This is a genomic window from Paenibacillus monticola (genome assembly GCF_009664975.1).
GTDB lineage: Bacteria > Bacillota > Bacilli > Paenibacillales > Paenibacillaceae > Paenibacillus_AQ > Paenibacillus_AQ monticola.
In genome coordinates this window covers 1-12,982 of sequence record NZ_WJXB01000011.1, presented here as the reverse complement: position 1 = coordinate 12,982, position 12,982 = coordinate 1, and the positions used below count along the sequence as shown (strand labels likewise).

Genomic DNA, 12,982 nt, shown 5'->3' with positions numbered 1-12,982 from the left:
TTTGCAATATAAACAGGCATTCACAGCTACAGCTTCATTTGGGAATTCTGCACAGAGCAGCGTTCTAGCGACCGGCAAAGTTATTTTACAGTCTCAGCAGTCTCAGCAAACTGCCAAGGGGCAGGAATTTCGCTCAAGGGCAGTGGAGTCAAAGCCCGTGACAACGAAATCGCCACAAGTTACGAAGAAGCCGTCCGTAAGACCCACTGCTACACCTGCACCAGCTTCCGTACCTGTAGCGGCACCAGCACCGGAGCAGATTATCACATCACTGAAGGTAACAGCAACTGGTTACACTGCTGGTTATGAATCTACAGGCAAAACAGCAAAGCATCCACAATACGGAATCACATACTCAGGGGTCAAGGTGCGGAGAGATAAAAATACAGTCTCGACGATAGCCGCAGATCCGAAAATATTACCGCTGGGCAGCGTTCTTTATATACCTGGTTACGGTTACGCTGTTGTAGCAGATACAGGCTCGGCTATTAAGGGCCGAAAGATTGATTTGTATTTTTCCACCACGAAGCAGGTTTATAAGGAATGGGGCAAAAAGACAGTTGTGGTTCAGCTCATCAAGCGTGGCAAAGGTAAGTGTACGGAGGTCATGCTGAAGAGTCTCAGCCAAGCCATTGCAACCTATAACACCGTGCCGCAATCCCTGTTGGAGGAAGTAATTTGAACAGCAGGCAAGCAGGGAATTCAGTAGCTTGAAATTTTTTTCACTAAGGAATGTATAATAGTTGCTTCCGCATCCCATAATACGGACTGGGGCAAAGCAGTAGCCTCTTTCAAGATGTTCTCAGAGTCAGTAGAAGTGTATGCTGCACGAGAGAAAAGGGAGGTGAATTTCCGTGGCCAATACTAAAAAATCAAAGGTTCAAGAAAACTATAAAACACCTAATGAAAAATACAATGCTGAATTTGCTGTTGAGAATGACGGCGCAGCTAAGCAGAGTGGAAATAATGTTGCTAAACCGGTCCAAAAACCGCAGCAGTAGCACTTGTAACACCCATGCAGGCAACTATTAAAAAAAGGATTGTCCGTACATCAGCTGAGTAAGCTGTAATGGACAGTCCTTTTGCTGTTTATACATGCATACATAGGAAGTATAATAGTAAAATAATCCAACCCCCTCCGTCTGGAGACTGAGGAGAGAATCCTTCTCACGCCGCTGTTCCTCGCTGCTTCATTCCTGTAGACTAGGGTCATAAGGTTAAAGAAGAGCGTTCTCAATAACATAAAGGGGAAATGAGATATGAAAAGACGGTTCACAAGCCAGATGCTTGGTGGTTTGATCCTGATCGGTCTTGGTGCGATGTTCCTGCTCAGACAGCTGGGTTACACTGATTTCAGCATAGGTTATCTGGCCTCTAACTACTGGCCGGTCATACTGATCATAATGGGCGTACAGCGTTTGTTGGCAACAGGTGATTACAACAACTCCAAGGGTTCTTCAACAATCGGCGGGTTTTTCTTTTTGGCGATCGGTGTTTTTTTCCTTGGTCGCAATTTGGACTGGTTCGATCTTTCGGCTGGTGAATTCTTCAAAATGTTCATTCCGGTGATGCTGATTGGCGGCGGACTATATGTGATCTTTAAACCACGTAGAACTCCGCCCCCAATACCACCAGCTCCACCAGCTCCTCCAAGCTATTATCCTCCTGGAAAAGGCGCGGCTCCATTAGATGCTGAGCCTCCGAAGCCGCTGGAGTCCACCTTGGACGAACAGTTCGAGCAGAAGTTCGGCAAGCCTTCCGGAGAGCGGGATTGGAATAAATATCTTCATAAGGATGAAGATGAAGAAGACCAGGAGCCGGATTCCTACAAATCCGAAGCCGGCTCCCGCTGGCAGGAGAAGCAGGACCGTCATGAACGCAGACGTCAGGAGCGGCATGAACGGCATGCCCGCAGACATGGGGAGTGGCATGAAGATTCCAATGAGGCAGATGAAGGCAAGGAAACGACACACCGTTCGGCTTTTATCGGAGATGTCCATATGGGCCGCGAGCATTTTCAGCTGAAAAATACGAATATCTCCCAGTTCATAGGTGACACGGTATTGGATCTCACAAACGCGCAAATCGCTTACGGCGAGACGAAGATTAATATTTCTGCTTTTATCGGTGACATCAAAGTATACATCCCGAATGATATGGACTTGGGCATCTCGGTTAACAGCAGCTCTTTTATCGGGGATATGCAAGTACTAGAGCAATCGCGCAGCGGGTTTATGAGCAGTGTTCAATGCAAGACACCGTACTATAAGGAAGCGGGTAAAAAAGTCCGGATCAACGTAAGTGCTTTTATTGGTGATATTAAAGTTAAAACGGTGGGTTGAGATGGGGACAATCTTCAGCAATACCAAATGGATGTTGTCTATCTATTTCCTCCTCAGCGGTGGTGTGACCGCCGGACTGATGTATGCAGGTAGCTGTCTGGGCTATATCGAGGTTGTAGATTACCGGATGTGGGTTTACCTGTGTATCGGGATTGTGTTGTTTTCAGTGATTATCGGTTATATGGCAGGCCAGCGGATTCAACGCCGGATCGATCATCTCGACCTGAACATGCTGCAGGTAGCGAAGGGTAATCTTTCTGTGCGAATGCCGGATAGCGATGACCAATCTTTTGCCAGAGTGTACCACGAGTTCAACAGTATGATGGATACGGTGGAGAACAAAATGCAACTGCTACAGCGATTGGGTGAGCAGGAGGTTATCGAGAAGGAACAGGCAGCGGAGAGCGCGGTACTTGAGGAGCGGAGGCGGATGGCCCGTGATCTACATGATACGGTGAGCCAGCAGCTTTTTGCTATCCACATGTCCGCCTCTTCGCTGCCTAAAGTGCTGGAACGTAATGTTGAGCAAGGCCAAACCGTGATGAATCAGTTAATTACGATGTCCCAAATGGCGCAAAAGCAGATGAGAGCCCTAATTGCGCAGTTGCGTCCGGTAGAGCTGGAAGGTCGAACACTGTTCGAGGCGCTGGAGAAATGGTTTCCGGACTATTGCCGCCAGAATGGTCTGAAAGGCATGAAGGAGCTTGAATTGCAGGGCGAGCTGTCCGAGGCGATTGAGCATCAGTTATTTCTGATTATACAAGAGGCCATGGCGAATATTGTCAAACATGCTATTGCACGGATTGTCAGTTTATCACTTCGTGAAACGCCGAGACAGGTCGTGATGAGCATTAGCGATGACGGGCAAGGTTTCGAGAATGTGCAGCATAAGCAAGGTTCCTATGGACTTACAACGATGCGTGAGCGTGCCGAGAAGCTAGGTGGACAAGTAGAGATTATTAGCCGCCGAGGAGCGGGAACGACGATCCGTGTACATATCCCTAAATTTTTGCAAGAGAGTCATGAACCGGAAGTAACTGGAACGCTTGGTACGGAAGTATAGTTTAAGCGAATAGCTAGGTTCCATAAAACTAGGCATATGCTTACGAAGTAGTTTTGTACGCAGTAATTCAAGGAAGTCTAAGCTCACAAAACTTTTAGGAGGACTAACATGAGTGTCATTAAAGTGTTGATTGTTGATGATCATGACATGGTGAGGATGGGCCTCAAGACTTATCTGATGCTGGAGCCCAAATTCGAAGTTACCGGTGAGGCGGCAAACGGACTGGAAGCACTGGAGATGCTCCGTGCGGGGGGACAGGAAGCTCTGCCAGACCTCGTGCTGATGGATCTAATGATGCCAGTGATGAACGGAGCGGAGACTACCAAGGCGGTGATGTCCGAATTCCCTGGTCTCAAAATAGTGATCCTGACCAGCTTCCTCGAGGATGATCTGGTCGTGGATGCCATTGAAGCGGGAGCTATCAGCTATGTGCTCAAAACCGTGTCGGCAGAGGAACTCATCTATGCGTTGCAGGGAGCCTATCGCGGTATGCCCGTGATGACTGGTGATGTATCGCAGGCGCTGACCCGTGGTATCCGTCAGCGTACAGTGCAGGGCGATTCCTCCGGTTTAACGGAACGTGAGAAGGAAGTCCTGCTGCTCATTGCTGAGGGCAAGAACAACAAGGATATTGGCGAGGAGCTGCATATCAGCATCAAAACAGTGAAGACCCATGTCAGCAACCTATTGATGAAATGCGAGCTGGACGACCGCACCCAACTGGCAATTTACGCCCACCGTAAGGGCTGGGCGCAAGGGTAAAAGGTAGTGTACAGACGTTTATGTTCCGATTCACTCTCCACTGCGATGCTGAAAGAAAGATAGTTGCACTTCATACAGCTAAAGGGAGCCATAAAGACTTCCGGTGGATTTTAATTGTACTTGCTACAACTAAAATTCAGCGAAATGTGGTTTGTTAGCTCATTCTGGAGATTTACCTGCAAGAATACAATTAAACCGCTTTGTGCGGCGAATTAAGCTTTTTTAGTTGTACGAAGTACACTTAACTCTTATATTTGCTCTTTATCTTTATCTTTATCTTTATCTTTATCTTTATCTTAATCTTAATCTAAATCTTTATCTTTATCTTTATCTTGGTTGTGATCTCAGCCCGGCGCGAGGTAGTTAGCGCTCGGGCTTTTTTGTGCTTCTCTGCACAGGGAAGGGGTATCAGAGCGGAAAGTTTACGGCCGCCTTTGAAATCGTGTTCCACCCGCAGGGTAAATTCAGGGAACACGATTTCAACAGCGGTGTAGCCTGATACCCCTTCCCCCCAGCGGTGTAGCCTGATTTCCCCAATTCCCCCCAAATCTTTTATCTCCGCTTAAATTGTTTTTAATGTGACCTTAAGGTTCACAGTACAAAATAAGAACAAGAAAACAAATATACTCCTTGTCAGACAGACAGGGTGCGGGAGGAAAGAAAACATGGACGATAACAAAAATGAGTTTAATCGTGACAATGAGCCGGCACCGGATCGGGAATGGGATAATAATAATGAAAGCAACAAAAACCAGTCTACCGAATCAGGATCATCATACTACTATTCTTACGGACCTTTTAAATCTTTGAATAAAGATGAACTGAATACAGAGGGTGCAGAGCATTACAATCGGCGGGAGCCAGAGCGTGTGGAAATTACACCATCTCAATCGGTTAATCCTCTTCCCTATAGTACTTCACTTCGCACAACAGGATATGACAGCAATGGCGGCGGACGTAACGGAAATGGTGGGAATGGATCGGACGGAGGGGGAGGCTGGCAATACAAAGGCAAACCCAAAAGCTCGGTAAAAACAGTGCTGATTTCTTTTCTGGCTGGCATGATCGTTCTATCCGGTTCTATGTTTATGGCGGACCGAGGGAATTGGTTTACGGATAATTCAGCAACAGCAGTTGCAGTAACGAGTGCATCAGCTAAAGTGACTAACGAGAGTGCAAGTGTTACACCGTCAACTACTACCACTTCGCTGGTTACTGGATCAGGTGATGTATCAAGCGTAGTAGATGGAGTAGGGCCTGCAGTAGTTAAGATTGAGACGCTTGTTAACTCCAGCACCCGTAGCGGTAGTCAAAGCAGTCCGAATTCGACAGATCCATTCTCGCAATTTTTCTTCGGAGATCAGTTCGGTGGAAGCGATTCTCAACAATCTGAACCGGATGCAGGTTCTCAGTCAGAATCGGGCTCAGGCTCGGCCTCGCAACTCGTTCCTTATGGAATTGGCACAGGCTTTATTTATGATAAAGCCGGCTATATTTTGACTAACCAGCACGTCATTGATAAAGCAGATGTGATTCAAGTTACGCTGGAAGGCAACAGCAAACCTTATGAAGCTAAACTGCTTGGCTCCAGTAAAGATCTGGATCTGGCCGTCCTGAAGATTGAAGGAGACAATAACTTCCCTGTAGTGGCACTGGGTAATTCCGAAACGTTAAAGGTTGGCTCGGAAGTAGTAGCTATTGGTAATCCTCAAGGGTTTGATCATACGGTTACAGCCGGTGTGCTCAGCGCCAAAGGACGCAGCATTGATATTAATGAAGAAGATGGTAGCGGAACACGCAATTATAAAGATTTGCTGCAAACCGATGCTTCTATTAACCCTGGTAATTCCGGTGGACCTTTGCTCAATATGAAAGGTGAAGTCATTGGAATGAACGTAGCTGTAAGTACAGATTCTCAAGGAATAGGCTTCGCTATCGCGGTCAATACCATTAAAGAGGTTGTCGACAAGCTGGAAGCGAACCAAGCCATTCCGAAAGAACCCATTCCCTTCATTGGAGCCTCACTAATGACGATTACAGATGAAGTTGCCAAACAGATGGGTACTGAGATTAAAGAAGGCTCTGTGGTAGCCGAGATTATTTATAAATCCCCTGCTTATACTGCAGACTTACGCCCATACGATATTATTACAGGCATAAATGGAACGAAATATGCAACGAGTCAAGATCTGATCACCTTTATTCAAACGTTAAAAGTTGGTGATAAAGCTACATTGAATGTGGTGCGTGATGCAAAAACACTGGATCTACCAGTTACAATCGGCAACAAAAATGATTTTGATACTACCCAAACTAAGCAGCAGTAAATGTTGTAGTGGTGAATTGAAAAGCGGGAGGGGCAACCCTTCCGCTTTTGATGCTAATCCATTCATTCACTGATACAATATAAATAAAAAGAGAATAATGGGGGCTGCTTGATGCGACCGAGTATTTTAATTATTGATGATGACGAGAAGATTATTTCCATGCTGCGCCGGGGCCTGGCCTTTGAAGGATACGATGTAAAGTCAGCAGTAAATGGGGCTGACGGACTGCGTGCCGTACTGGCCAGTGATCCCGATGTAGTTATTCTGGATGTAATGATGCCGCAAGTGGACGGCTTTGAAGTCGTTAGGCGTCTGCGGGAGGGTGGCAGCAGTGTTCCTGTCCTTATGCTTACGGCTAAAGACGAGATAGAACATCGTGTGAAGGGGCTTGATCTGGGTGCAGATGACTATTTGGTAAAGCCGTTTGCACTTGAAGAGTTGCTGGCACGCGTACGCGCACTGCTTCGACGCAAGAGCGAGCAGGGTGGAGGCGGTGAACAGGCAGTCTCCTACGAAGATATTACGCTTGACGTAGATTCACGGGAAGTGATCAGGAACGGCAAACGTCTGGAGTTAACAGCAAAGGAATTTGAGTTGCTGCATCTGTTTATGCAGAATCCGAAGCGGGTACTGTCCCGTGACCTGATTATGGATAAGATTTGGGGCTATGATTATAGTGGTGAATCCAATGTGTTGGAGGTTTATATCGCCATGTTGCGCCAGAAGACGGAAGAGCATGGTGGCAAACGCTTGATTCAGACGATCCGGGGAGCCGGGTACATTCTAAGAGGTGACAATTAATATGTCCATAAGGTTGCGGCTGGCTGCTTGGTATTCAGGGATTCTAGCCGTTATGCTGCTGGCCTTATCAGCCGCAATTTACGGTTTTGTATACATTAATACTTATGGAGATTTAAAGGATCGTGTGCAAAGCCAGGCAGAACAATTGCAGCGTGGTTTCAGCTTCACCATTAATATCAGCGGTGAACTGGATATGAATGCGTACAGCCGGCCGGAGGACTCCAACCTGTATATGCAGATTTTTATTTATGATAGTAACCTATTGAAACAATCGCTTAACATGGCGAATATTGGTATTAAGTTTGATTTTCCAGCGCGAGATAAAATCACGCAGGGATTTCGTAATATTTTTATCGATGGGAATCATTTTCTAATCTTTGAAAGACCTATTTCTTTGGAGAATTATAATAATAATCCTGCTGCCGTTCTGCAAGTTGCTGCCTATGTGGGAGAGCAGGACAAGCTCATGGAACGACTGAAAAACATTCTGCTTGTTGGTTCTTTCGCGACCTTAATCGCGGCCTTTACCTTCGGTCTATTCTTGGCCCGTAAGGCAATGAGTCCGATTGGTAAGGTTATTGATGCCGCTAACGGTATTCAGACAGGTACGGATCTTAGCTCCCGTATTGAATACGATGGACCACCTGATGAGATCGGACGTCTTATTGCAACTGTGAACAGTATGCTCGGGCGGATGGAGGGCTTTTATAAGGAGCTTGAGGATTCTTATGCCGCACAGCGTCGCTTTGTTTCGGATGCGTCACATGAACTGCGTACTCCTCTAACCACGATCCGTGGCAATATTGATCTGCTGCAAAAGGTATGGGCGCTGGAACCGGGGGAAAACCCGGATCTGGACGATGCTTCCATCCGGCAGATGTCTATGGAATCCGTCAGTGATATTGCCGATGAGGCCAAAAGAATGAGCAGACTCGTTGCAGATATGCTCTCTCTGGCCCGTGCCGATACTGGGCGCACCTTCGAAATTGAGCCGGTAGCACTGGAACCGATGATGACTGAGGTGGCCCGCAGAGCCTCTTTCTTGCCCCGCCAAGCGGAGTGGATTACAGGAGACATGTCAGCACTGAATGGAAAATATATTGTCGGCAACAAAGATTACTTGCAGCAAATGCTGTTCATCTTCATTGATAATGCTTTCAAATACACACCTTCTGGCGAGGTTTCGCTGGATACCGTATTCTACCAGAGTCAAGTGGGTATCCGCATCGTTGATACGGGCATTGGGATGGATAAAGATGAGGTGCCGCATATTTTTGATCGTTTTTACCGTGCAGATGAATCTCGTGGGATTACTGAGGGGATTGGTCTCGGTCTGTCGATCGCGAAATGGATCATCGATGAACATGGCGGATCTGTTGAAGTGGTTACTCGTCAGGGTGAGGGGACAACCTTTGTGATCTGGCTGCCGCTTCTCTTTGCTCCACCGCTGGAATAGGGTATAATTAGACCGATCTATTACAGCAGTTAACGATGAGCAGAAAGCTGGTGAAGTTATGGAAGTTATCAAAATTTCTCCCCGGGGCTATTGCTACGGTGTGGTCGATGCCATGGTAATGGCACGACAGGCCGCGCAAAATCTTGATCTTCCCCGGCCGATTTATATATTGGGCATGATTGTTCATAATAGTCATGTTACCAACTCGTTCGAGGACGACGGCATCATCACACTGGATGGACATAATCGTCTTGATATACTGGACAAGGTAGATAGCGGCACCATTATATTCACAGCACATGGGGTCTCTCCTGAGGTTCGCAAGATGGCTCGAGCTAAAGGGCTGACGACTGTAGATGCTACCTGTCCTGATGTAACAAAGACGCATGATCTTATTCAGGAAAAGGTTGATGATGGTTATGAGGTCATCTATATCGGCAAGAAGGGACATCCGGAGCCGGAGGGTGCTGTTGGCATCTCGCCGGAGCATGTGCATCTGATTGAGAAGGAAGAAGAGATCGCAACGTTATCGATTCCTTCCTCCCGAATTGTAATTACGAATCAGACTACAATGAGCCAGTGGGATATTAAGCATATTATGAAGAAACTGCTCGTGACCTTTCCTGGTGCAGAAGTGCATAATGAGATTTGCATGGCTACCCAGGTGCGTCAGGAGGCCGTGGCTGAGCAGGCGGGTCAGACGGATCTGGTTATAGTAGTGGGCGATCCGCGCAGCAACAACTCAAATCGGCTTGCCCAGGTGTCAGAAGAGATTGCCGGCGTGACGGCTTACCGTATATCAGACTTGTCGGAACTTAAGACAGAGTGGCTGCAGGGTGTCAACATCGTGGGAGTAACCTCAGGTGCGTCTACGCCTACACCAATTACGAAGGAAGTCATCAATTATCTGGAGCAGTACGATCCTGCCGTTCCAGAGACGTGGGAAATTAAGCGTACCGTGAATATGGCGAAGCTGCTGCCGCAGGTAAAGACTAAGAGCGCAAGCACGACATAACGCTTATTTCTGACAATGGACTTATACAATTACAATTTGAAAAGAGTACACAAATTCCGCTAGGACGGAGATTGTGTACTCTTTTACTAATGTATGCGCTCGCTACAATAAAGTGTGAAATCTGTGACGTTTAGTGAAAACAGATTGACGAATACTCTTTTTTGAGGTAAAATTACTTTAGCGATTAAAAGCATGAAAGCTTAAAAGCATAAACGCAACATCACAAATGGTTAACTATGAAATTAATCACACAAAAGTACAGTATAGAAGAGGAGCTAATCATTATGATCGTCATTACATCTAATCTAACACCAGAGGAACAGGTTCAGGATATTATTGCTGTGATTGAAAGAGAAGGCTTGCAGGTTCATCTGTCCCGCGGCGCAGATCATACAGTTATTGGTTTGGTAGGAGGCGTTACTCCCAAGCTGGCTGAGCATCTACGGCAAATGAAGGGCGTACAGAATGTTGTCAAGATCTCCAAATCCTATAAACTGGCTAGCCGGGATTTCCATCCGGAGGATACAGTCATTGATATTCGTGGCGTGAAGATCGGCGGGGAGAACCTCGTTATTATGGGTGGCCCTTGTGCCGTTGAATCCCCAGAACAAATTAATGAAATTGCCCGGCTTGTCAAAGCTTCTGGCGCTCAAGTATTGCGTGGAGGAGCCTTTAAACCCCGGACAGGTCCTTATAGCTTCCAAGGAGTCGGTGTTGAAGGTCTGACTATGATGGCAGAAGCCGGAAAACGTCATGGCCTATTGACCATAACTGAAGTTATGACACCGGAGTACGTTGATATCTGCGCTGAGCATGCTGATATTCTGCAAGTGGGTACACGCAATATGCAGAACTTCGATTTGTTGCGCAAGTTGGGAACGTGCGGACGTCCCGTGCTGCTAAAACGCGGCTTCAGTGCAACTTATGATGAGCTGTTGAATGCAGCTGAGTACATTCTTGCAGGAGGAAACCGTGATGTTATGCTCTGCGAGCGTGGTATCCGCACCTTTGAGACCTACACCCGTAATACGCTGGATCTTACTGCGATTCCGGTACTGCAGAGTCTGAGTCACCTGCCTGTTATTTCCGACCCAAGCCATGGTACCGGACGCCGTGAACTGGTTGCTCCGATGTCCAAAGCATCGGTAGCAGCTGGCGCAAATGGTCTCATTATTGAGATTCACACAGATCCTGATAATTCCATGACAGGCGATGGTGTTCAATCCTTATTCCCAGACCAGTTCGACGCTCTGCTGAGAGATCTGGAGAAGATTGCTCCACTCGTTGGACGTAAGTTCTCCAATTCGCCAGAGGCCGTCTCAGTAGTCTAATTCCTGACACCAGTTATGCTTACTAGGTCCCCTTTTCCCGCTCTAGGGCAGGGAAAGGGGGCCTTTTGTGTTATTGTACGAATAAAGGATGATCTAGGGACAATCTAATGAAATAAATTTCACTAAAGCGTCAGAATAACTTACATTGGAATAAGAAATACCTGACATAAGCATTGACGATGTTAGGTTTGAGATTTATAATGACGACAGCAAAAAAATTAAAACAAGAACATTTGCATACTGTGAACGGCCTAATGTTCGGAATTCGGGGAGGAAAAATTCATGTCGGTTGAAAAAGTGTTGCAAACGATTAAAGAGAACAATATCGAGTGGGTTGATTTTCGTTTTGTAGATTTAGGTGGACGTGCTCACCACATTTCCTTGCCTGCTACTGAAGTAGAAGAAGAGACATTTGTAAATGGTGTAGCTTTTGACGGATCTTCCATTACAGGTTTTCGTGGGATTGAAGAATCCGACATGGTTATGATGCCGGATCCAAGTACTACATACATCGATCCTTTTACAGCTCACCCAACACTCAACATCATGTGCGACATTTTCACTCCTGATGGCGAACGTTACGAGCGCGATCCTCGCGGTATCGCAGTAAAAGCCGAAGAGTTCCTGCAAGCTAGCGGAGTGGGAACAGCAGCATTCTTCGCACCTGAGTCTGAGTTCTTTATCTTTGATGATGTGCGTTACGAGAGCGGAATGAATAGTTCTTCATATTTCGTGGATTCTGAAGAAGCTGTATGGAACACTAATCGTAAAGACGAAGGCGGCAACCTGGCATTCAAAGTTGGCGTTAAGGGTGGCTATGTACCTGTAGCACCGGTGGATTCCCAACAGGATATCCGCAGTGAAATGTGCCGTTTGCTTGCTGAAGCGGGACTGCGCATTGAACGTCATCATCATGAAGTCGCAACTGCTGGTCAAGCAGAAATCAACTTCCGGTTTGATACCCTGAAGAAAACAGCAGATAATCTTCTTACTTACAAATACATTGTACAAAACACTGCACGCCAGTACGGCAAAGTAGCAACATTCATGCCAAAACCACTGTTCGGCGATAACGGTAGTGGAATGCATGTGCATCAATCGATCTTTAATGGTGATGAGCCTTTGTTCTATGAAAAAGGCGCTTATGCTAACCTGAGTGAGATGGCTTTGCATTACATCGGCGGTATTCTATATCATGCACCAGCATTGATTGCCTTGACTAACCCAAGTACCAACTCATTCAAACGTTTGGTTCCTGGTTATGAAGCACCGGTTAACTTGGTTTACTCCAAAGGTAACCGTTCCGCTGCAGTTCGTATCCCGGTTGCAGCTGTGACACCTAAAGGTTGTCGTATCGAATTCCGTACACCTGACTCCACAGCTAACCCTTACCTGGCATTCTCAGCAATGCTGATGGCTGGCCTGGATGGTATCAAGAACAAGATGAACCCTGAAGCATTGGGTTATGGTCCTTATGACAAGAACATTTATGAATTGTCTGATGCAGACAAAGAGAAGATCCGCAGCGTTCCAGGAACTTTGGACGAAGCTCTTGACTCTTTGGAAGCTGACCACGGTTTCCTATTAGAAGGCGGCGTGTTCACTGAAGACTTTATCGCTAACTATGTTGCGCTGAAACGTTCCGAAGCCCAAGAGGTTGCCATTCGTGTTCATCCACATGAATACTCCCTGTATTTTGATGTATAAGATTGCTGCCTAAATAAATTTATCTTAATATGTAGCCCTCGGGATTAATCCGAGGCCACTGAAAAACATGGCCTTCTCGGAAGATTGGAAACAAACATATCCAAAAGACGACATTCATTCGGACCTAGCGAATGAATGTCGTCTTTTTAAGGTGTATTGTTGCCTGGGCTAAGCCCTT

11 protein-coding genes and 1 pseudogene are annotated in these 12,982 nt (G+C 46.5%); 11 read left to right on the top strand and 1 reads right to left on the bottom strand.

The genetic code is table 11. The annotated features are described in order from the left end of the window. Nucleotides 1–226 precede the first annotated feature (226 nt). The 5 genes and pseudogenes from GJB61_RS32425 to GJB61_RS22960 form a co-directional block, all read left to right on the top strand. A pseudogene (locus GJB61_RS32425) lies at nt 227–682 on the top strand (3D domain-containing protein); the annotation flags it as partial. Nucleotides 683–854: 172 nt separating this feature from the next. Next, on the top strand, nt 855–1,001 hold the full coding sequence (locus GJB61_RS22975) for a hypothetical protein (RefSeq protein WP_154121372.1): 147 nt from the start codon (nt 855–857) through the stop codon (nt 999–1,001). A gap of 258 nt (nt 1,002–1,259) precedes the next feature. Next, complete coding sequence (liaF, locus tag GJB61_RS22970; RefSeq protein WP_154121371.1) at nt 1,260–2,342, top strand: cell wall-active antibiotics response protein LiaF; 1,083 nt, start codon at nt 1,260–1,262, stop codon at nt 2,340–2,342. 1 nt (nt 2,343) lies between these two features. Continuing rightward, nucleotides 2,344–3,405, top strand: coding sequence for a HAMP domain-containing sensor histidine kinase (locus GJB61_RS22965; protein ID WP_154121370.1), 1,062 nt, complete (start codon nt 2,344–2,346; stop codon nt 3,403–3,405). Between the two features lie 108 nt (nt 3,406–3,513). Further along, entirely contained in the window at nt 3,514–4,167 is a 654-nt protein-coding gene (locus GJB61_RS22960) for a response regulator (RefSeq protein ID WP_154121369.1), read from the top strand. Nucleotides 4,168–4,474: 307 nt separating this feature from the next. Here the strand turns inward: GJB61_RS22960 and GJB61_RS31335 are convergent, their stop codons facing one another. Beyond that, complete coding sequence (locus tag GJB61_RS31335) at nt 4,475–4,714, bottom strand: hypothetical protein (protein WP_195724440.1); 240 nt, start codon at nt 4,712–4,714, stop codon at nt 4,475–4,477. Nucleotides 4,715–4,832: 118 nt separating this feature from the next. Between GJB61_RS31335 and GJB61_RS22955 the strand changes: the two genes are divergently transcribed. The 6 genes from GJB61_RS22955 (at nt 4,833) to glnA (ending at nt 12,804) form a co-directional block, all read left to right on the top strand. Next, complete coding sequence (locus tag GJB61_RS22955; protein WP_154121368.1) at nt 4,833–6,494, top strand: S1C family serine protease; 1,662 nt, start codon at nt 4,833–4,835, stop codon at nt 6,492–6,494. Nucleotides 6,495–6,605: 111 nt separating this feature from the next. Next, the gene (locus GJB61_RS22950; RefSeq protein ID WP_154121367.1) at nt 6,606–7,295 is read left to right on the top strand and encodes a response regulator transcription factor; all 690 of its coding nucleotides are present in this window, start codon (nt 6,606–6,608) and stop codon (nt 7,293–7,295) included. Between the two features lies 1 nt (nt 7,296). Then, nucleotides 7,297–8,751, top strand: coding sequence for a sensor histidine kinase (locus tag GJB61_RS22945; RefSeq protein WP_154121366.1), 1,455 nt, complete (start codon nt 7,297–7,299; stop codon nt 8,749–8,751). Nucleotides 8,752–8,809: 58 nt separating this feature from the next. Continuing rightward, nucleotides 8,810–9,766: a 4-hydroxy-3-methylbut-2-enyl diphosphate reductase gene (locus GJB61_RS22940; protein ID WP_154121365.1), complete on the top strand. Its 957-nt coding sequence runs from the start codon at nt 8,810–8,812 to the stop codon at nt 9,764–9,766. A gap of 284 nt (nt 9,767–10,050) precedes the next feature. Further along, on the top strand, nt 10,051–11,097 hold the full coding sequence (gene aroF, locus GJB61_RS22935) for a 3-deoxy-7-phosphoheptulonate synthase (RefSeq protein WP_154121364.1): 1,047 nt from the start codon (nt 10,051–10,053) through the stop codon (nt 11,095–11,097). A gap of 282 nt (nt 11,098–11,379) precedes the next feature. Next, on the top strand, nt 11,380–12,804 hold the full coding sequence (gene glnA / locus GJB61_RS22930) for a type I glutamate--ammonia ligase (protein WP_154121363.1): 1,425 nt from the start codon (nt 11,380–11,382) through the stop codon (nt 12,802–12,804). Nucleotides 12,805–12,982 lie beyond the last annotated feature (178 nt).

Excerpts from the sequence above, each read along its gene's own strand:
- GJB61_RS22940 (WP_154121365.1), top strand. The coding sequence starts at position 8,810 with ATGGAAGTTATCAAAATTTCTCCCCGGGGCTATTGCTACGGTGTGGTC.
- GJB61_RS22955 (WP_154121368.1), top strand. The coding sequence starts at position 4,833 with ATGGACGATAACAAAAATGAGTTTAATCGTGACAATGAGCCGGCACCG.
- GJB61_RS22950 (WP_154121367.1), top strand. The coding sequence starts at position 6,606 with ATGCGACCGAGTATTTTAATTATTGATGATGACGAGAAGATTATTTCC.
- GJB61_RS22945 (WP_154121366.1), top strand. The coding sequence starts at position 7,297 with ATGTCCATAAGGTTGCGGCTGGCTGCTTGGTATTCAGGGATTCTAGCC.
- GJB61_RS22960 (WP_154121369.1), top strand. The coding sequence starts at position 3,514 with ATGAGTGTCATTAAAGTGTTGATTGTTGATGATCATGACATGGTGAGG.
- liaF (WP_154121371.1), top strand. The coding sequence starts at position 1,260 with ATGAAAAGACGGTTCACAAGCCAGATGCTTGGTGGTTTGATCCTGATC.
- aroF (WP_154121364.1), top strand. The coding sequence starts at position 10,051 with ATGATCGTCATTACATCTAATCTAACACCAGAGGAACAGGTTCAGGAT.
- glnA (WP_154121363.1), top strand. The coding sequence starts at position 11,380 with ATGTCGGTTGAAAAAGTGTTGCAAACGATTAAAGAGAACAATATCGAG.
- GJB61_RS22965 (WP_154121370.1), top strand. The coding sequence starts at position 2,344 with ATGGGGACAATCTTCAGCAATACCAAATGGATGTTGTCTATCTATTTC.